This is a genomic window from Ruminococcus sp. RTP21359st1_H3_RTP21359_211015 (genome assembly GCF_040909065.1).
Taxonomy (GTDB): domain Bacteria; phylum Bacillota; class Clostridia; order Oscillospirales; family Ruminococcaceae; genus Hominimerdicola; species Hominimerdicola aceti.
In genome coordinates, this window is sequence record NZ_JBDGDD010000012.1 from 5780 (window position 1) to 24723 (window position 18944).

An 18944-nucleotide genomic window follows, 5' to 3' on the forward strand; every position below is an offset into this window, starting at 1 on the left:
AATACGTTTAGTGTGAAGATGATATTTCACTTTTATCACAGTGTGGTAAAGGCGGAGCTTAAAAGGAGAGGCTTTCCTAAAGAGGTGGCTAAGAAGATAGAGGAAGAACATGGGAAGATAGTTGCGAGGGCTAAGGATATTGGTAAGTCAAAGCTTTTGAGTTCGTACATTATGGCGAGCTATTACATTGCCATGAACAGGAGCACAGGGAAGTCTGCGCAGGAGAATTTTGAAATATTCCGTGACGGGCTTTGCGCTTCAAAGCTTTTTCACAAGGTAATGGGTGATGTGGACAGTTATCTTGACCCTAAGAAGATGCCAGGGCGTTTGAAATGGTCGGAAGACAGCCACAAGAGGTTATATGAAAACGACTGGGTGGTGGACATACTGCCGGGCAATGGTGAATATGACCTTGGGTATGATTATCACGAATGTGGGGCGTGCAAGCTTTGTAAGGACGAGGGGTGTTCTGAGCTGGCGGCTTACATATGCAAAATGGACTTTGTGCTGGCGGACATGATGAACATGAAACTCGTTAGGACGGGGACTATTGCTGAGGGTGCATCATACTGCGATTTTAGGTACAGCAGGAAGAAGTGACAGGCTCATAGGGGCTGAGAGTTATTTAAGAGAAGGTAAAAAAGAATGAAAGAGTTGGAGTATCCATTTGACAATGGGTTTATAATGAAAAAGAAAAGGTCGCTGAAAAGGCAGCTTTTGGGCGACGGAGCGGTGCGGCTGAAAAAGAGGGTGGCTGTGCTGGGCGGCTCGACTACGGACGATATTGTGTCGGTATTGGAGCTGTTTTTGCTTGACATGGGCTTTGAATGTGAGTTCTATCGATCGGAATACGGACAGTTCTGGCAGGACGCTGTGTTCTCAAATGAGGAGCTTGACCGCTTTAAACCTGATATCGTTTATATACACACGAGCCTTAGAAACCTCAGCTTTTCACCTACCCCTAGGTCGGGTGAAGAGGAGATAGAGCAGGGGTTGAACGCTGAGCTTGACAGGCTTTCTCAGGCTTGGGACGGAGTGAAAGAGCATTTCGGCTGTCCTGTGATACAGAACAATTTTGAGCTTCCGTTTTTTCGCCTTATGGGAAACATGGACGCTTCTGACAGGCGTGGAAAGGTGAACTTCGTCACAAGGCTCAATTCGGCTTTGTATGACAGGATAGCCCAGAGACCGGAGGTTTATCTCAATGATATAAACTGGCTGTCAGCGGCATATGGGCTTGAAAAGTGGAGCGAGCCGAAGTATTGGTATCTCTACAAATATGCTCTCAATATCGAGGCTATACCTGAGCTGGCTTTTCAGGTGGCGAATATTATAAAGGCTATCTTTGGCAAGAACAAAAAGGCGCTGGCTCTTGACCTTGACAACACTCTTTGGGGCGGCATCGTTGGTGACGACGGTGTGGAAAATCTCGAGATAGGCAAGGAAACGGCTGAGGCAATGGCTTATTTTGAGTTTCAGCAGTATGTTAAGGCGCACAAGGACCTGGGCGTGCTTTTGACGGTATGCTCCAAAAACGAGGAAGAGAACGCTTTGGCTGGGCTTTCCCACCCTGAGGGCGTGCTAAGGCCTGATGATTTTGTGGCGATAAAAGCCAACTGGCTGCCAAAGGACAAAAATATCGTTGACACGGCGGAGGAGCTTAACATTCTTTCTGAGGCGTTTGTTTTTGTGGACGATAACCCTGCGGAGAGGGAGATAGTCAGGGAACAGCTTGGGGGAACGGCTGTGCCTGAGATAGGGGAAGTCACGGACTACATAAGAGTGCTTGACCGTTCGGGATATTTTGAAACTGTTACGCTGTCGGAGGACGATCTTAAACGCAATGATATGTACAGGGCGAACGCTCAGCGTGCAAAGGCGCAGAGCAGGTTTGCGGATTATCATGATTATCTTTTGAGTCTTGAAATGACGGCAGAGATAGGGGATTTTTCGCCTTTGTATCTGCAAAGGATAACTCAGCTCACCAACAAGAGCAATCAGTTCAATCTCACCACAAAGAGATACACTGCGGAGCAAATGGAGGCGGTCTATAACTCTGATGAATACATAAGGCTGTATGGAAAGCTTTATGACAAATTCGGTGACAACGGCGTTGTGGCGGTGACTATCGGAAAGACAGACAGCGAGGACAAGGGCAGGCTTGATATCGAGCTTTGGCTGATGTCATGCCGTGTGCTGAAAAGGGATATGGAGCTTGCTATGCTGGATAGTCTTGTGAAACAGGCGAAAAAGCGTGGCATAAGGGAGATATACGGGCATTATTACCCTACGGCGAAAAATAAAATGGTGGCAGGGCTTTATGAAAGCTTCGGCTTTGAGAAGATATCTCAGGACGAAGAGGGCAACACGGCTTGGCGGCTTTTAGTTGAGGGGTATGAGGATAAAAATACTGTTATAAAGGTGAAGGAGGAGCATTATGCTTAGCAAGGACGAGATAATTGAAAGACTTGATGATGTTTTCAGAGATGTTTTTGATGACGATACTTTGGAGGTGGACGAGAACACCACGGCTGATGATATCGAGGATTGGGACTCTATCGAGCATATCACTCTTATCGGTGCGGTGGAGGACGAGTTCAAGATGAGGTTCAAAATGGGCGAAGTTTCGGGTATGAAAGATGTGGGCGAGATGATCGGCATTATCGAGCAGAGAGGCAAGTAATAGGCTGTTTGCGAAATATGCGTGAGAACGCTGTTCTTTTTCTGAATTTTGTGATTTATAGCGGCGGTATGGCTGAAAAGCTGTACTGCCGTAAACTTTTAATGTAAATTCATAGGTTATACTTGAAATATCTGCGAAAATGGTTTATACTATTGGTAATAAAACTATTTTACGGAGGATATTATGGAAGATAATTTTACCCTCTGTCAGGGCGTATCTGTGGGCGGAGCGGAAAAACTGCGGTCTTGCTGCCACATTCAGGGGGATAATATAAGGGGTGTGCTGAGTTGTGACATCATGGCGAAGGTCGCCTGCGGTGTGATAGAGAAGCTCGCTGAGCCTATATTCTTCTTTCTGGAGCTTCCTGACAGTGAGAGAGATGGATACAAGACCTATTATCTTGATAACTGCACGAAAGAGGTCGCCCTTGCCATAATGAAGCGTTACGGCACTGTGCTTGTAAATGACGGAGTATCGAGATTTGGGTTTGGCTCGCACAAGAATGACGAGGAGATATATTTCACAGACTATCAGGAATTTCAGATATACTCACGCAATCCAAAGAAGCTTGAGAAGCTTTTTGACAGGCTTGGGATAGACGTTGTGGGTGAAGATGAAGTTGTAACACTGTGGGACTTGATAAACGAGGACAACGCCGGTTGTATCTCATGCGTTGAGGCGGACGGCGAAACGGTTTTTGACATACCTGAAAATCTAAAGTCTGAGGGTATGTACGAAGCTGAATGAAAATACAGGAGGAATGTACATGAACATCTGGCACGATATTTCACCAAAGGTGATAACAAAGGAAAAATTCACGGCGGTAATAGAGATACCAAAAGGCTCAAAGGTAAAATACGAGCTTGACAAGACCACGGGCCTTCTGAGAATGGACAGGATACTTTACACATCGACCCACTATCCTGCAAACTATGGTTTTATCCCCAGGACGTATGCAGAGGACGGCGACCCGTTGGATGTACTTGTGCTTTGCTCGGAAACGCTTGCGCCTTTGTCTTTGGTTGACTGTTATCCTATAGGCGTTATCTCCATGCTTGACAATGGTGCGGCTGACGAGAAGATAATCTGCATTCCGCTCAATGATCCTACATACAACATATATAAGGACATTTCAGAACTGCCTAAGCACATTTTTGATGAGATGTGTCATTTCTTCTCGGTATACAAGGCACTTGAACACAAGGACACTGTGGTCGATGATGTTAAGGATCGTGAACATGCTACTGAGATCGTGGCACAGTGTATCGACAGATACATTGAGAATTTTTGCAAGTAAATAACTGAGGCTTGGCGGACGCACCGGGGTGCGTCCGCTTTTTTACTGCATATTGTATTTCTACCCTTGCAGTTGCCTTTTTTGCCACTTTATTTTGCGGTTTTGTGCAATTTTACTATTATTTTTGGCTGTTTTAACGTTAAAAACCCTCTCTCATGCTCCATTCCTCTTCAATCTTTATTTTCTTTATCTAAGCAATGAAAATTTACAAAATCGGATAGTGCAATAATTAAATTAGAAAACAAATTCCCTTGTTACCGAATTTTAACCTTTTTGCGACACTATATTCTACCGTTCATCACCCTTCTTGCTTTTTCTGTCACAGCGTCAGAAATAATTGTGCTTTTTTTCGCAAAACCTATTGACGTATACTATATGTTGTGTTACAATAACTTTATAAGGTCAATACGATGTGAATGTGTGTGAGTTTTGCGGAAATATCTGCTATCTTTATACAGGCGCAAATGTTTAAAGTACCACAAGATATTGTATGACGTAAAATTAATTAAAAGTTTACAAATTACAAGACGGTGACAAATTAAAAGGCGAAAGTTACAAAATCCCCCTAAAATCTCTCTTAAATTGACCAAGTGTCCAAGAAAAATCCCTTGCAAAAATTCACTTTGGGAAATATTACTGTTGCAATTTTCTATAATATAGTGTATAATTATTGTATGGTGGTTAAAAGTGCAAAAAAGTGGTGATGAGTGCTTCAAAAGTGGCATTTCATTGCTTAACTTGGTCAAGGGAGGTGAACGGCTTGCTGGCGTGCTTGCTTAAAGGAACTTACAATCAGACTATGGACGCTAAGGGAAGAATGACTTTTCCTACTAAGCTCAGAGAGCTTATCGGCGAGCGGTTCATTGTAACTAAAGGTATAGACGGCTGTCTGTTCGTTTATTCCCTTGAGGATTTCGAGAAAAGAGCCGAAAAGATCAGAAGTCTGCCTATGGCTAAGGCGAGAGCTTTACAGCGAAGCTTTATGGCGTGGGCGTGCGAGGTCGAGCCTGACAAGCAGGGCAGGATACTTGTTCCGCAGTCACTGAGAGAGGTGGCAGGGCTTGAAAAGGAGATCGTTGTGGCCGGAGTATCTGACAGATGTGAGATATGGGATAAAAAGCGTTGGGACGATTTCAACAGCAGCATTGATGATAACGAGCTTATGGAAGCTCTGGAGGGGCTTGATTTTTAATGGAATTTAACCACATTCCCGTACTGCTTGATGAGTGCCTGGAGGGGTTGAACATTCGACCTGACGGCATTTACTGCGACGGCACTGCCGGAGGAGCAGGACATTCGAGAGAGATCGCTAAAAGGCTTGACGGCGAAAAGGGCGGCAGGCTTGTGGCTATAGACAGAGATCCTGAGGCAGTGAAAACTGCGACCGAGCGGTTGGCGGGCTATCCTGCGACTGTTGTGAGAGGGAATTACTCTGAGATAGACGAGATATTTGAAAGGCTCGGCATAAGCGGTGCTGACGGCATTCTTATGGATCTGGGCGTTTCCTCTTATCAGCTTGACAATGCGGAGAGAGGTTTTTCCTATCACAATGACGCACCTCTTGACATGAGAATGTCAGGTGAGGGGCTTTCTGCAAAGGACGTTGTGAACGGATATGATTATCAGAGCCTTGCGAGGATAATTTTCGAGTACGGCGAAGAAAAGTTTTCAAGAAGCATTGCTTCTAAGATAGTAAAATACAGAGAACAAAAACCGATAGAGACAACTATGGAGCTTGCCGAGATAATAAAAAGCGCAGTTCCGCAGAAGGCAAGGCGTGAGAAAAACCCTTGCAAAAAGACTTTTCAGGCTATCAGGATAGAGGTAAATAAGGAGCTTGAACATTTGAATATCGCTCTTGACAAGGCATTCGATTGTCTTAACGTGGGCGGCAGGCTTTGCATAATCACTTTCCACTCGCTGGAGGACAGATTGGTAAAGCAGAGATTTCAGAGCTTCTGCAAGGGCTGTATATGTCCGCCTGATTTTCCTCAGTGCATATGCGGAAGAACGCCTAGGGGAAAGCTTGTGAACAGAAAGCCTATAGAGGCTGATGAAAAGGAGCTTGCGGAGAATAACAGAAGCCGCAGCGCTAAGCTCAGGGTGATCGAGAAGATCAAGGACTGAGTGAAATTTGTGTGAAATTGGGAATGTGTAAATAACGGGTTTGCCCGTGGATCGTGAGAGGTGTTTTACCGCAATGGCAAAGGTACATAACTTGGCATTTGATTACAGTGCCTATGACAACGCTCAGGAGGCGGAGGCTCAGAGAGCCATAAAATATAAGAAAAACCCTGCACTAAAGCAGAAAACCATATCGGTAGTAGCTGTGATAGGCATTTGTCTGCTGGTGGCTGTTGTTCTTGGAACGATGATATACGGCAGAGTCGAAATATCAAGCCTATGTTCGGAGCAGACCAGACAGGAGGAACAGCTTGCTCAGCTTCAGGGAGAGAATGTAAGTTTACAGTCAGAGCTTGCTCAGAAGACCAATATGTCAAAGGTCGAGGAGTATGCTGAGAATGAGCTGGGACTTAAAAAGCTGGATAAATCTCAGATAGAGTATGTAACTGTGGAGTCAGACTCGGTGGCAAAGGTGGTAAAGGCCGAGGACGACAATGTGTTCGTTAAGATAAAACACTGGTTCAGCTCTGTTCTGGAATATATCGGGGCTTAGTGAATAAAATAACTATGGGGAAAGTTAGGGACAAGATATTTGTGCTTAGCTTTCTTGTTCTATTAATTTGTATGTGTGAAAATACGATATTTGCCGTATCATGCTAAATTATTGAAGATTTTGTATGTGCGGTGATGTCCTGAGAGGAGATATTTATGACCGACAGACCAAGTGCCAGAATGAAACAACGTCTGAATATTTGGCTGAGCCTGCCTGTGGCGGCGATACTTATATATACGGTTGCGACCATCTTTTCGGTGTCTATAAAGGACGGCAAGAAGTGGCAGTCTCTTGCAAACGCTCAGCAGCTTAAAAGCACGGCTGTTTCAGCGTCAAGAGGCACTATTTATGATTCAAACGGAACGGTGCTTTCTCAGAGCGCAACGGTCTATACTGTTTATGCAGACCCTCTTATGCTCAAAGAAAAGCTTGATGACAACGACAAGAAGATAGAGGAGCTTAAAGGATATATAGCCAAAGAGGACGACGCGTCCAAGAAGGCTACATATCAGCAAAGACTTGACGCAACGAAATCAGGGGACGAATGTCTTGACGAGCTTGTGGAGTTTTTGGCACTCAATCTTGAGATAGACACTAACACTGTGAGAGAAAAACTCACTAAGACGGATACTCAGTACATCGTGCTGAAAAAAGAGGTGGAAAAGACCGTTTCCACGGCTATCGAGGATAAGCTCACGGAGCTTGGCATTGACGGCGTAAGGTGCGACCCTACCACAAGGCGACTTTATCCACAGAATACTCTTGCTTCTGTTGTTCTTGGTCACACGGACTATGAGGGCAACGGCATATATGGTCTTGAAGCTTACTATGACGATTATCTCAGCGGTATTGACGGCAGGATAATCACTGCAAAGGCAAGCGACGGAACTGAGATACCATACAGATACAAGCAGAGCTATGACGCTCAGGACGGTGACGATCTTAATCTGAATATCGACGCCAACATTCAGTATATCCTTGAAAAAGAGCTTGCAAAGGCAGTTAAGGAAAATCAGCCTACTGACAGAGCCTGCGGTATCATAATGAATCCTAAGACAGGTCAGATATACGCAATGGCGACTTCTGACCCTTATGACCCTAACGAGCCTGCGGCTATCTCCGATGAAAAGACGGCGGCGGAGCTTGCGGGGCTTGATGAAGATTCAAACGATTACAAGCAGAAACAGCTTGACGCATGGTCCCTTCAGTGGAAGAACAAGGCGGTTTCGGAAATATACAATCCGGGTTCTGTATTCAAGGTCATAACAGGTGCTTCGGCTTTGGAAGAAAAGGCTATCACACTTAATGATACTTTCGGCTGTGGTACTCAGATACAGGTGGAAGACACGACTTTCCACTGCTGGTCAACTACCGACCATGGTTCGCAGGATTTTGCTCAGGCAATGCTCAACTCATGTAACCCTGCGTTCATTCAGATAGGCATGAAGCTTGGCTCTGAAAAGTTCTGTCAGTATTACAATGCGTTCGGTTTCAACGAGCTGACAGGTATCGACCTGCCTGCGGAATCAAATTCTATCAGTATGCCACTTAGCAACATGGGTCCTGTTCAGCTTGCTTCATCTTCATTCGGTCAGACCAATAAGGTAACGCCGATTCAGATGATAACAGCTTACTCGGCGGCTATAAACGGCGGTTATCTTGTTACACCGCAGGTAGTGAACAGCATAACTGACGAGAACGGCAACATTGTAAAGAAAATGGACACTGTTGTAAGACGTCAGGTCATTTCTGAGGACACCTCCGCTTCTATGAGAGAGATACTCGAGGGCGTTGTTGAAGGTCAGCCAGGTTCAAACTGCTATATAAAGGGCTACAGGATAGGCGGTAAGTCGGGTACTTCGCAGAAAATAGACGAGGACTCAACAGGTCAGACTTATGTTTCTTCATACTGTGCATTCGCTCCTGCTGACGATCCGGAGATAGTAATGTTCGTAATGGTAGACCACCCCACAGGCGAGAAATTCTACGGAAGTCAGGTGGCAGCGCCTATATGCGTGAACGTGCTTTCAGACGTTCTGCCTTATGTGGGGATCTTCCCTGAGTATGACGAGAGCGAGCTTGCAGACTTGCAGGTTTCAGTACCTAGCGTTCAGTATTATACTGTTGAGGAAGCCAAAAAGACACTTGAAGATCTTGGACTTGAGGTCAAGGTCAAGGGCGAGGGCGACACTGTTGTTAAGCAGACGCCTGTTGCCGCAAAGATAGAGCATGGCGGATCGGTTGTGCTTTATACAGAAGCAAACGCCAAGGAAGAAACTGTTACGGTGCCTGAACTTAAAGGACTTACAAAGGAGCAGGCAAAGGCTACGCTTGATATGTATGGTCTTAACTTGACGGCAGAAGGCTCAGGCTATGAGGAGGAGGGTGCAGTTGCACAGTCCGATCAGAGCGTGGGAGCAGGACAGAGCGTTCCAATGGGAACGGCTGTGTCGGTAACATTTGCAGTGACCTCGGTAGGCTCACAGTAAGAAACCATGATAAGGAATGATAATTATGAAACTATATGATATCATAAAGGACGTTGCGAAAACTTCTCTGCCTGATATGGAGATAAGCGACGTCACAAGCGACACAAGAAAGGCTGTCAAGGCAGGCTCGATGTTCGTGTGCATAAAAGGAAAGACCTTTGACGGACATGACGCTGCTAAGGACATGATTGAAAAGGGCTGTACAGTTGTAGTCTGCGAAAGAGATCTGGGGCTTGACTGTCAGATAATCGTGGAGAACACAAGAGAGGCTTTCCCTCTGCTGTGTGCGGCGTTTTTCGGTCACCCTGAAAAGGAGCTTACTCTTATCGGTGTAACAGGAACTAACGGAAAGACGACTATCACAACTGTTATAAAGAAGGTGCTTTCTTCATTCGGCTGTAAGGTTGGTCTTATCGGCACTTGTCAGAACGAGATAGGCGACGACGTTTATCCTACTGCAAGAACGACTCCTGAACCTTATGATCTTTATGAGCTTTTCAGAAAAATGGCTGATGAGAAGTGCGACTATGTTGTTATGGAAGCTTCCTCGCAGGGCTTGGAACAGAAAAGACTTTCAGGCTGTCATTATAAGGTAGGCGTTTTCACTAACCTGACGCAGGATCATCTTGACGTTCACGGTACTATGGAGAACTACTATCAGGCTAAGAAGATACTTTTCACTATATCTGACAACGCTATCATCAATATAGATGATGAATATGGCAGGAGATATCTCAAAGAGATAAGCTGTCCTGCGAAAACTTATTCATGCTGTACAAAGGCTGATTTCAGAGCAGAGGATATACTGCTTTCAGCAAGCGGTGTGAAGTATGTTTTCACTGACGGAAAGATAAAGCACAATGTTTCATTCAATATGCCCGGACTTTTCAACGTTTCAAACTCGCTGGCTGTTATAGCCTGCTGTGAGACCCTTGGATTTGACGTTGACAAGACTATCAGAGCTTTGGGTACTATGCAGGGCGTAAGAGGAAGAGCGGAGATAGTTCCGACGGGCAGAGATTTCACTGTTATATGCGACTATGCTCACACTCCTGACGCACTTGTGAACGTGCTTTCGGCTATAAAGAACAGTGCAAGCGGAAAGGTAAAATGTCTTTTCGGCTGTGGCGGAAACAGAGACGCTTCAAAGAGAAGTCTTATGGCTGCGGCTGCGGCTGACAATGCTGATTTTCTTATCGTTACTTCCGACAACCCGAGAAATGAGGATCCGCAGGATATCATAAACGACGTTCTGGTTGGTCTGGAGGGCAAGACAACGCCTTATATCACTATCGTTGACAGGCGTGAGGCTATCCACTGGGCTATACATCATGCGGAAAAGGACGATATCATCGTGCTTGCCGGCAAGGGTCATGAGGATTATCAGATACTTGCAGGTGGTGTGAAGATACATTTTGACGAGAGAGAAGTCGTTGCGGACGCTCTTAAAGAGCTTGAAGCTGAGGGCAGATAAGAGAAAAATGTAGGGGCGAACAGTGTTCGCCCGTGATATGCAAAGCGGCTGTGGGCGGTTTTGCGATAAAGATATATTTATAAGATAAGGGAAAGGAGATACTGCCGAGAAATTGGCGGATAAGAATTAAAATGGAAAAATTAAGCTTACAGGAGATAATATCGGCGGTTCACGGAAGCTACGGCTATCCTGCTGACGTTGAAATTTCCGATATCTCCACCGATACGAGAACAATAAAGCCAGGCTCGCTTTTTATTGCACTAAAGGGTGAGAATTTTGACGGACACAACTTTGCCGCAAAGGCTATGGAGCTTGGTGCGGAGGCTGTTGTTACGGAAAGACCTGTGGAGGGTGCAAGATGTATGATCGTTGACTCCACTGCAAGGGCATTGCTTGACATTGCGGGGTATTACAGGTCTAAATTCGATGTTAAGGTAGTTGGCGTAACAGGAAGCGTGGGAAAGACCACCACTAAGGATATGATAGCCCTTGTTGTGGCGCAGAAATACAAGACGCTGAAAACTCAGGGCAACCACAACAATGAGATAGGTATGCCGCAGACGCTTTTCGGTCTTGACAGCAGCTATGAGGCGGCTGTTATCGAAATGGGTATGTCGCATCAGGGTGAGATATCGAGAATGTCAATGTCATGTCAGCCTGACGTGGCTGTTATAACCAACATCGGCATTTCACATATTGAAAATCTCGGCACGCAGGAAAATATTCTCAAGGCGAAGCTGGAGATACTTGACGGTGCGGCTTATGACGCTCCGCTGATACTTTGCCGTGATGATAAATTGCTTGCAGGGGTGCAGTTACATTCTGACAGAAAGGTTTATTACTATTCTGTATCAAAGAAGGACTGCGATGTTTATGCAAGCGGTGTTAAGACTGTTGACAACAGCATAACATTTACTATAAACTATGAGGGCGGAAAGATAGCAGCCCAGATAAACTGCTTGGGCGAGCATAATGTAAAAAACGCTCTTGCGGCGTTCTGTGTGGGTCTTGCACTTGATATTCCTCCTGAGGATATCGTAAAGGGCATTGCTCAGTTCAAACCGGAGGGTTTAAGACAGAATGTTACCGTCATTGACGGAGTTACATATATAGTTGACTGCTACAATGCTGCGCCTGACTCAATGAAAGCGAGCCTTTCGGTGCTTTCACAGGCACAGGCAGAGGGCAAGCGCATTTGCGTGCTTGGAGATATGCTGGAGCTTGGCAAGAACTCAAAGACCTATCACAGAAATGTGGGAGAGTATGTTGCGGCTTCAAAGGCTGACCTGCTTTACTGCTTTGGCGAGGACTCAAAGTGCTATATAGAGGGTGCTGAGAAAAAGGGCTTTGCAAAGGAAAATTGCAGGCACTTTGAAAGCAGAGATGACCTTGCGGCGGCTTTGAAAGAGGTAGTTGCAAAGGGCGATGCTGTGCTTTTCAAGGGAAGCAGAGGAATGAAGCTTGAAGAAGTGTTCAATGCGCTGACAAAATGAGTTGGAGCGTGCAGGCGGTGATACTGGGGTGTGAAATGGTGCTGGGATATGTTCTCGGCAGAGTGTTCATACCATATTTCCGCAGGATAAAAACAGGCAAATTCGATTTTTATATAGGCGACAGGTTCGCAAAGGACGGCTCTGAGCCAAAATTCGGCGGAGTTGTCATAATGCTCTGCGTTATATTCGGCATTGTTACGGGAGTTATATTTTATGACTCGCAGGCGGTGCTGAGTTTTGAGAACGGAGAGTTTTCAAGGCGTGTGTTTATCGCTCTGGGCGGAGTTTTGATGCTCACGGCTATCGGGCTTTCAGAGGACTATGTTAAGGAGAAAAAGCTTGGCATAGGCATGAAGCCTTTTTACAAGATATGTATGGAGTATCTTATATGTCTTGGTGTATGCGTGGGGCTTAGATACTGCGGAGGAGTGCAGACGGCTGTGCTTATGCCTTTTCACTTGGGCTATGTGCAGTTCGGCAGGCTTTTTTATCCGCTTTTTCCGTTGTTTATGACAGTGGGGATAAACATGGTAAAGATACACGATTGCGCAGGCGGTAAGACCGACACGGGTACTGACGGGCTGTGTGCTGTAACGGCTTTGATATTTTCGGCAGGGCTGTCAAGCGGTCTTGCGGCAGGGGCAGGCTCTGACGCCGCTCAGCTTTTTGCTGTTTGCACAATGGGTGCGGCAGGAGGCTTTCTCTTTTGGGGGTGCAGTCCTGCGAAGCTTTATTTGGGCGAGTCAGGTGCGTTGGCGATTGGTGGTCTTATGACTATGGCGGTGCTGCTTTCGGGAGAATATTTCGTTTTCCTGCTGGCTGGTGCGGCGGTGGTCGTTGACGGAGCTTGCGGGCTTTTGCAGTATATTGTTTTTAAGATAAGAAAAAAGCTGCTTATGAAAGGTTACACGCTTCATGAGCATTTGCAGAAAAAGGGTCATGGGGATCACGCCGTGATCGGGATATTCGCTGTGATATCTGTGGCAGGGGCTGCGGCGGCGATAGCGTTTTTGATATATTCGGGAAAGTTTTTCATATAGAGATTTTGTTGGGAGGTTGTTTGTTTGGCTATAAGAGGTCCTAGACGTGAACGTGACGGAAGCATAGTGTATAATAGTCACGTTCCTCTTAAACAACCTGTGGCACAGGCAAAAAGAAAACATAGATTCAGATTTATACTTACGGAGATAGACAAGCCGTTTTTCATTCTTGTAATGGTATTGCTTGTATTCGGACTTCTGATGATGTTTTCTGCAAGCTATGCGTGGGGTCTGAGTGAATATAACGATGGATATTATTATCTGGTGAGCCAGCTCAAGTCTGCCGGACTTGGTCTTCTTCTGATGTTTGCCACCAGCTATCTTGATTATCACTTCTTTCAGAACACTAAGATAGCATATATTGCGTTTATCGCCACATATCTTCTTACGTTTTATACAGCTCTTTTCGGAATAGACGTTGCCGGTGCAAAGCGTTGGATACAAATAGGTCCGATCAGCTTTCAGCCGTCGGAGCTTCTGAAAGTAACGTTCATTATTATTTTCGCATACATAATGTCGGTGAATTATCCTAAGTTCAAGGATTGGAAATTCTGTATTATACCGTTTACTGTGATAATGGGCGCGGTGGCACTGGTGCTTGTTTTGCAAAGGCATATGTCGGCTGTTATGCTGGTGGGTATCATGGGCGTGTCTATGATGTTCATAAGCGGTATGCCAAAAAAGACCTTCTGGAAATTTATCGGTGTGTGTGCTGTTTTCGGGGTGCTGCTGCTGATATATAAAATGGCGTCAGGCTCAGGCTTTTCTTATATTTCAGATCGTATACAGAGCTGGAAAAATCCTGAATCCGACCCTAGCGGAAAGACCTTCCAGACCTATGAATCTCTATTGTCTATAGGCTCGGGCGGCTGGTTCGGTCTTGGATTTGGAGAGTCAAGGCAAAAATACTATCTGCCTGAGTCGCAAAACGACTTCGTTTTCGCTATTATCTGCGAGGAGCTTGGCTTCGTGGGTGCAATGGTAGTGGTACTGCTGTTTGTGCTTTTTATAATCGAGGGCTTCATGATCGCTTCAAGAAGCAAGGATCGTTTTGGTATGCTTCTTGCGGCTGGTATAACAATACAGATAGGCTCGCAGGCACTTTTCAACATTATGGTAGCCTGCAACGCTTTCCCTAACACGGGTATTTCACTGCCGTTTTTCAGCTACGGCGGTACTGCACTGATGATACAGCTTGCAGAAATGGGTATCATGCTCAACGTTTCACGTCAGTGCATCAAAAAAAAGTAAAGAGGTATTAGTTCTATGCTCAGAGTTTTACTTGCAGGCGGAGGTACGGCAGGTCATGTAAATCCTGCTCTTGCCATTGCGGAGATCATAAAAAAACATTATCCTGACGCTGAGATAAGCTTTGCGGGAAATCCTGAAAAGCTTGAGGCTAGGCTCGTGCCTGCGGCAGGATATAAGTTTTATCCTATAAAGATAGAGGGCTTTCAGAGAAAGCCTAACTGGGTAAATCTCAAAAGAAATATCCATGCGGCAGGGTGTCTTGTAAAGTCAGGAAGCACTGCAAAGAAGATAATAAAGGAAGCAAGACCTGATCTTGTTATAGGAACCGGAGGATATGTTTCAGGACCTATAGTTAGAAAAGCCGCTAAAATGGGCATAAAGACGGCTATTCACGAGCAGAACGCTTTTCCGGGTGTGACAAACAAGATACTTGCAAAGTCTGCGGACGTTGTTATGCTCACTGTAAAAGAGGCAGAAAAGTATATGCCCGAAAATGCTAAGACGGTGGTGACAGGTCTGCCTGTAAGGGGAGCTTTCAACACCATGTCAAAGTCGGAGGCTAAAAAACAGCTTGGCTTTGATGAAAATGAAATATGTGTGCTTTCAACAGGCGGAAGTCTGGGTGCGAGAGTGCTTAATGAGAATATCGCAAAGCTTTTGAAATGGTATCAGGACAATGATGTTAAGGTGTGTCATATACATTCCTACGGCACTTATCAGGGCTATAAGGACTATCCTGAAAAGCTGGAGGCTATGGGTATAGATATCAACAACAGCAGACGTATCATAAAGGATTATATCAATATGCCTGTGGCAATGGCTGCGGCTGACCTTGTTATATCAAGGTGCGGAGCAGCTTCGCTGGCAGAGCTTGAAGCAATGGGCAGAGCTTCTGTGCTTATCCCGTCGCCTATGGTGGCTGAAAATCACCAGTATTACAACGGCATGGTATTGCAAAACGCAGGAGCAGGTTTTGTTATCGAAGAAAAAGACTTGACGGAAAAGCTTTTTATCGATACTGTAAAGGGGCTTATAGAAGACCCTGAGAAGCTCAGACAGTGCTCGGAAAACGCTGCAAAGCTTCATGTTGCCGATACTGAGGACAGGATATTCAAGGCTTTAGAGCCACTTATTAAGGGATAAGGAACGTAAAATTTAAGGGGGTAAAATAATGGATAAGAATTACAGACAGTATAACAAGAGGGCTTCAATGGACAGCATTGAAGTGCCTGATGTTGACAAGATAAAAAAGCTGTCAGATAAAAAGTTCAAGGGCAGCGGAGTGAACCGCACCGCCGACGAGATTTTTGACGGAGAAAAGTTCAACAAGGCAGGGGAGTTCGACCGTGCCACAAAGACTTACGATGACCCTACCAAGCACAAGGAAGAGGACGACAAAGAGGACGATTTCCTTGAGGACGCTGCGGCTATGCCTGCGCAGGCGGCGACAGGTCTTAGCAAGGGAGTAAAGGTGGGAGATTCATATGTAAAGCGTAGCAAGATAATAAAGACAGTTGTGGCTGTTATTATCGTGCTTGTGCTTATGGTGTTCTTCTTCCCACCGCTGTTTTTCAACGACGCAGACAAGAGCGTGGTGAGATATGACGACAACGTGTTCAAAACAATGGGTATGACGGATTTTAAAACATATGCGCTGTCAAATTATTCTGTATACAACGAAGAAGCTTTTGGTTCTGAGTTGAGTTCAAGCTACCGTTTTGCAGATATAGTGTTCAATATCAAAAACCCGTCTCCTTTTGAGATAAAGATACCGCAGTATGAGATCAGCCATGTTTCTTCTGAATATGACAACGCGGTATGCTATGCGACCAGCATTACAACAAACAGCGACGGAGAGGTCATAGGCGACACTGTTCCTCCGTTTTCCAGCAAGGAGGTCACTGTAAGGATACTTGTGAATATCACTGATATGGACGATAGTACGTTTGATGATTGCGTTACCGGCATGATACTTTCAACTAAGGATATGAAAAAGAAGATAGGCAATGACTCCTATCTGCCTTGTTTGCCTGCTTTTATGCCTGTTTCAAACGCTACAGAGATATATATCAACAAATAGCTTTAACCTATATGGGCGGTCCTGCATAAGATAAGTCAAAACCTTAAAAGGAGCGACGCTTATGCAACGGCTTATCATTCAGGGAGGAAGCAGGCTGAACGGAGAGATAACCGTTCAGGGAGCAAAAAACGCAGCTCTGCCGCTGCTGGCAGGGTGTGTTCTTATAAACGGAGAGATCAGGCTACATAACTGTCCTGCACTTTCGGACGTATTTGCGGCTTGTCGCATTCTGTCGGTGCTTGGGGCAAGGTGCAGCCGTGAGGACGGCTGTGTTACTGTGGACGCAAGGGGCGCTGTAAAGACCTTTGTGCCAGATGAGCTTATGAGAGAGATGCGTTCGTCTATCGTTTTTCTGGGAGCTGTTCTTGGAAGAACAGGTGAATGCAGGCTGTCATTCCCGGGAGGGTGTGAGCTTGGTCCGAGACCTATAGATATGCACCTGTGCGCACTTAGAAAAATGGGCGTCAGGATAAACGAGGAGTATGGCGTGCTTAGCTGCACCTGCCCGAGAGGGCTCAGAGGGGCTAGGATAGACCTTTCGTTCCCCTCTGTGGGAGCGACTGAGAACATCATGCTTGCGGCTGTTCTGGCAAAGGGCGACACGGTGATATATAATGCGGCAAGAGAGCCTGAGATATGCGATCTTGCGGAGTTTCTGAACTGCTGCGGTGCAAGGATAAGCGGCGCAGGGGGCGGAACGATAACAATAAGCGGTGTGGAAAAGCTACACGGCTGTGAATACTCTGTCATGCCCGACAGGATAGTTGCGGCGACTTTTATGAGCGCGGCGGCAGCAACAGGCGGTGAGATAGGTCTGCTTGGGGCAAGGGCAGGGGATATCCGTGCGGTCATACCTATATTTGAACAAATGGGCTGTCAGGTATTTCTATATGAGGACAGGATATTTATAAAAGCGCCTAAACAGCTAAGAGCTGTGCGGACGGTGAGGACTATGCCTTACCCGGGATTTCCTACGGACGCTCAGGCGATAGTCACGGCGGCACTTGCTAAGGCAAAAGGCACCAGTGTGGTGGTGGAAAATATTTTTGAAAACCGCTACCGCCATGTTGACGAGCTTGTGAGAATGGGTGCGGATATAAAGACAGAGGGAAAAGTGGCTGTTATCGAGGGCGTGAAGGAGCTTTACGGAGCAAAAGTCCGTGCGCCTGACCTTAGAGGCGGTGCGGCGCTGGCTGTGGCGGCGCTTTCGGCAGAGGGAGAAACATCTCTCACTAATATAAAGCTTATGGACAGGGGCTATGACTGCATTGAAAATGCTTTTACGCTTCTGGGCGGAAACATAAAACGTGTAAATTACTAGCAGTTAGGAAAGAGGAAAATGAACGGAACTTACAAGGAAAACAGAATGAACTCACAGCGGCCTGCGGCACGTCGGCAGACGGTGAATATGCGCAATGTGTATGTTGCCAGCTTTTTTGCGGCTGCGGCGCTGCTGCTGGTGCTGAGTATGTTTTTGTTTTTTAATGTGTCGGAGATAAAAATAGAGGGCGTTACCCTTTACGAGCAGGATCAGATCCTTGGCGTGGGCGGCGTTTCAACGGGACAGAATCTTGTGAGGACGAATACGGATATAGTTGAAAAGCGTTTGAAAGATACTCTTGTGTATCTTGATGATGTCAAGGTCACAAAGAAATTTCCGTCAACACTTGTTATAACCTGCACAGAGGCCGAAAAGGCGGCTGATATCGAGTATAAAAATTCATACTATGTGCTGTCTGCTTCGGGAAAGATACTTGAAACGAAAAATCCTGCTCCGACAGGGGATATACCTGTTGTAAAGGGCTTTGAGCTTAAAAGCCTTAGTCAGGGCGACAAGCTTGCTTCTGAGGATTCATTTAAGGCGGATATCCTTAAAGAGCTTCTGAATGATCTTCATGACCTGAAATTTAAAAATATAGACTCTATTGACCTGACCACCCGTTCGGATATTAAGCTTATGTATGACGGCAGACTTGAAATAAAGCTTGGAAGCTCGGTGGATATGGAATACAAGCTTACATATCTTAAGGCGGTAATTGACAAGAGCATTACTGACGATTACGAGGGTACGCTTATTTACAACGGTGCTGACAGCGGCATTTCGGCTATTCCGAAATCGCAGGACGAGTCGTCAAAACCTGACGACACAAGTTCTGCAAAGCCAGATGACAGCAGCAGTGCGGTATCGGCTGATACTAATATTGATGACGGCAGCACATGGGACGGTGATAACTCATGGTCAGGGGACGATAGCCAAGGCTACGGCGACGATACCAACGCATGGGACGGCAATGATGATGCTGACAATGCAGGCACAGATCAGTGGACAAACGAGAACGGAAACACCGACTGGGAATATGATAACGGCGGCGATCAGGGCTATACCGACAATGGATATGCTGACAACGGCTATGTGGACGATCAGACGAACACAGATTGGTAGGGGTCAGGATAACTAAT

General features: G+C 45.9%; 17 protein-coding genes. All 17 read left to right on the forward strand.

The window, feature by feature from the left end:
- On the forward strand, positions 1 to 600 hold a 600-nt coding region (locus AB5Z01_RS06545), incomplete at its 5' end, for an L-2-amino-thiazoline-4-carboxylic acid hydrolase (protein WP_368365395.1).
- 45 nt (positions 601 to 645) lie between these two features.
- Positions 646 to 2445, forward strand: coding sequence for an HAD family hydrolase (locus AB5Z01_RS06550; protein ID WP_287214901.1), 1800 nt, complete (start codon positions 646 to 648; stop codon positions 2443 to 2445).
- Positions 2438 to 2683 (forward strand): acyl carrier protein, encoded by a 246-nt coding sequence (locus AB5Z01_RS06555; protein WP_022288344.1) that lies wholly within the window; start codon positions 2438 to 2440, stop codon positions 2681 to 2683. The genes AB5Z01_RS06550 and AB5Z01_RS06555 overlap by 8 nt, the downstream gene beginning before the upstream one ends.
- A 183-nt stretch (positions 2684 to 2866) precedes the next feature.
- A complete protein-coding gene (locus AB5Z01_RS06560; RefSeq protein WP_022288345.1) occupies positions 2867 to 3430 on the forward strand; it encodes a hypothetical protein in 564 nt (187 codons plus the stop codon).
- A gap of 19 nt (positions 3431 to 3449) precedes the next feature.
- Positions 3450 to 3980: an inorganic diphosphatase gene (locus AB5Z01_RS06565; protein WP_038670519.1), complete on the forward strand. Its 531-nt coding sequence runs from the start codon at positions 3450 to 3452 to the stop codon at positions 3978 to 3980.
- A gap of 772 nt (positions 3981 to 4752) precedes the next feature.
- A complete protein-coding gene (mraZ, locus tag AB5Z01_RS06570; RefSeq protein WP_256320806.1) occupies positions 4753 to 5172 on the forward strand; it encodes a division/cell wall cluster transcriptional repressor MraZ in 420 nt (139 codons plus the stop codon).
- On the forward strand, positions 5172 to 6107 hold the full coding sequence (gene rsmH / locus AB5Z01_RS06575; RefSeq protein WP_022288348.1) for a 16S rRNA (cytosine(1402)-N(4))-methyltransferase RsmH: 936 nt from the start codon (positions 5172 to 5174) through the stop codon (positions 6105 to 6107). The genes mraZ and rsmH overlap by 1 nt, the downstream gene beginning before the upstream one ends.
- Positions 6108 to 6180: 73 nt before the next feature.
- Positions 6181 to 6657 carry a cell division protein FtsL gene (locus AB5Z01_RS06580; RefSeq protein ID WP_022288349.1) on the forward strand — a complete coding sequence of 159 codons (477 nt, stop codon included), beginning with the start codon at positions 6181 to 6183 and terminating at the stop codon, positions 6655 to 6657.
- Positions 6658 to 6812: 155 nt separating this feature from the next.
- Positions 6813 to 9146, forward strand: coding sequence for a penicillin-binding transpeptidase domain-containing protein (locus AB5Z01_RS06585; protein ID WP_368365396.1), 2334 nt, complete (start codon positions 6813 to 6815; stop codon positions 9144 to 9146).
- 25 nt (positions 9147 to 9171) lie between these two features.
- Entirely contained in the window at positions 9172 to 10620 is a 1449-nt protein-coding gene (locus tag AB5Z01_RS06590) for a UDP-N-acetylmuramoyl-L-alanyl-D-glutamate--2,6-diaminopimelate ligase (protein ID WP_117859042.1), read from the forward strand.
- A gap of 131 nt (positions 10621 to 10751) precedes the next feature.
- Entirely contained in the window at positions 10752 to 12113 is a 1362-nt protein-coding gene (gene murF / locus AB5Z01_RS06595; RefSeq protein ID WP_022288352.1) for a UDP-N-acetylmuramoyl-tripeptide--D-alanyl-D-alanine ligase, read from the forward strand.
- Complete coding sequence (locus AB5Z01_RS06600; RefSeq protein WP_195220533.1) at positions 12110 to 13153, forward strand: hypothetical protein; 1044 nt, start codon at positions 12110 to 12112, stop codon at positions 13151 to 13153. Before murF ends, AB5Z01_RS06600 begins: the two co-directional genes overlap by 4 nt.
- Before the next feature lie 24 nt (positions 13154 to 13177).
- The gene (locus tag AB5Z01_RS06605; protein WP_287214906.1) at positions 13178 to 14404 is read left to right on the forward strand and encodes an FtsW/RodA/SpoVE family cell cycle protein; all 1227 of its coding nucleotides are present in this window, start codon (positions 13178 to 13180) and stop codon (positions 14402 to 14404) included.
- Positions 14405 to 14419: 15 nt separating this feature from the next.
- Positions 14420 to 15547, forward strand: a complete 1128-nt coding sequence (gene murG, locus AB5Z01_RS06610; RefSeq protein WP_117876385.1) for an undecaprenyldiphospho-muramoylpentapeptide beta-N-acetylglucosaminyltransferase — start codon at positions 14420 to 14422, stop codon at positions 15545 to 15547.
- A 28-nt stretch (positions 15548 to 15575) separates the two neighbouring features.
- Positions 15576 to 16484: a hypothetical protein gene (locus AB5Z01_RS06615; protein WP_195220529.1), complete on the forward strand. Its 909-nt coding sequence runs from the start codon at positions 15576 to 15578 to the stop codon at positions 16482 to 16484.
- 61 nt (positions 16485 to 16545) lie between these two features.
- Positions 16546 to 17805, forward strand: coding sequence for a UDP-N-acetylglucosamine 1-carboxyvinyltransferase (gene murA / locus AB5Z01_RS06620; protein ID WP_368365397.1), 1260 nt, complete (start codon positions 16546 to 16548; stop codon positions 17803 to 17805).
- Positions 17806 to 17823: 18 nt separating this feature from the next.
- Positions 17824 to 18927, forward strand: a complete 1104-nt coding sequence (locus AB5Z01_RS06625; RefSeq protein ID WP_195220525.1) for a cell division protein FtsQ/DivIB — start codon at positions 17824 to 17826, stop codon at positions 18925 to 18927.
- The last annotated feature ends 17 nt before the right edge of the window (positions 18928 to 18944 follow it).

What these genes read in the sequence shown, in the direction of transcription:
- AB5Z01_RS06590 (WP_117859042.1), top strand. Translation starts at nt 9,172, where the DNA reads ATGAAACTATATGATATCATAAAGGACGTTGCGAAAACTTCTCTGCCT.
- murG (WP_117876385.1), top strand. Translation starts at nt 14,420, where the DNA reads ATGCTCAGAGTTTTACTTGCAGGCGGAGGTACGGCAGGTCATGTAAAT.
- AB5Z01_RS06625 (WP_195220525.1), top strand. Translation starts at nt 17,824, where the DNA reads ATGAACGGAACTTACAAGGAAAACAGAATGAACTCACAGCGGCCTGCG.
- AB5Z01_RS06565 (WP_038670519.1), top strand. Translation starts at nt 3,450, where the DNA reads ATGAACATCTGGCACGATATTTCACCAAAGGTGATAACAAAGGAAAAA.
- rsmH (WP_022288348.1), top strand. Translation starts at nt 5,172, where the DNA reads ATGGAATTTAACCACATTCCCGTACTGCTTGATGAGTGCCTGGAGGGG.
- AB5Z01_RS06550 (WP_287214901.1), top strand. Translation starts at nt 646, where the DNA reads ATGAAAGAGTTGGAGTATCCATTTGACAATGGGTTTATAATGAAAAAG.
- AB5Z01_RS06560 (WP_022288345.1), top strand. Translation starts at nt 2,867, where the DNA reads ATGGAAGATAATTTTACCCTCTGTCAGGGCGTATCTGTGGGCGGAGCG.
- AB5Z01_RS06580 (WP_022288349.1), top strand. Translation starts at nt 6,181, where the DNA reads ATGGCAAAGGTACATAACTTGGCATTTGATTACAGTGCCTATGACAAC.
- murF (WP_022288352.1), top strand. Translation starts at nt 10,752, where the DNA reads ATGGAAAAATTAAGCTTACAGGAGATAATATCGGCGGTTCACGGAAGC.
- AB5Z01_RS06600 (WP_195220533.1), top strand. Translation starts at nt 12,110, where the DNA reads ATGAGTTGGAGCGTGCAGGCGGTGATACTGGGGTGTGAAATGGTGCTG.
- AB5Z01_RS06585 (WP_368365396.1), top strand. Translation starts at nt 6,813, where the DNA reads ATGACCGACAGACCAAGTGCCAGAATGAAACAACGTCTGAATATTTGG.
- AB5Z01_RS06615 (WP_195220529.1), top strand. Translation starts at nt 15,576, where the DNA reads ATGGATAAGAATTACAGACAGTATAACAAGAGGGCTTCAATGGACAGC.
- AB5Z01_RS06555 (WP_022288344.1), top strand. Translation starts at nt 2,438, where the DNA reads ATGCTTAGCAAGGACGAGATAATTGAAAGACTTGATGATGTTTTCAGA.
- murA (WP_368365397.1), top strand. Translation starts at nt 16,546, where the DNA reads ATGCAACGGCTTATCATTCAGGGAGGAAGCAGGCTGAACGGAGAGATA.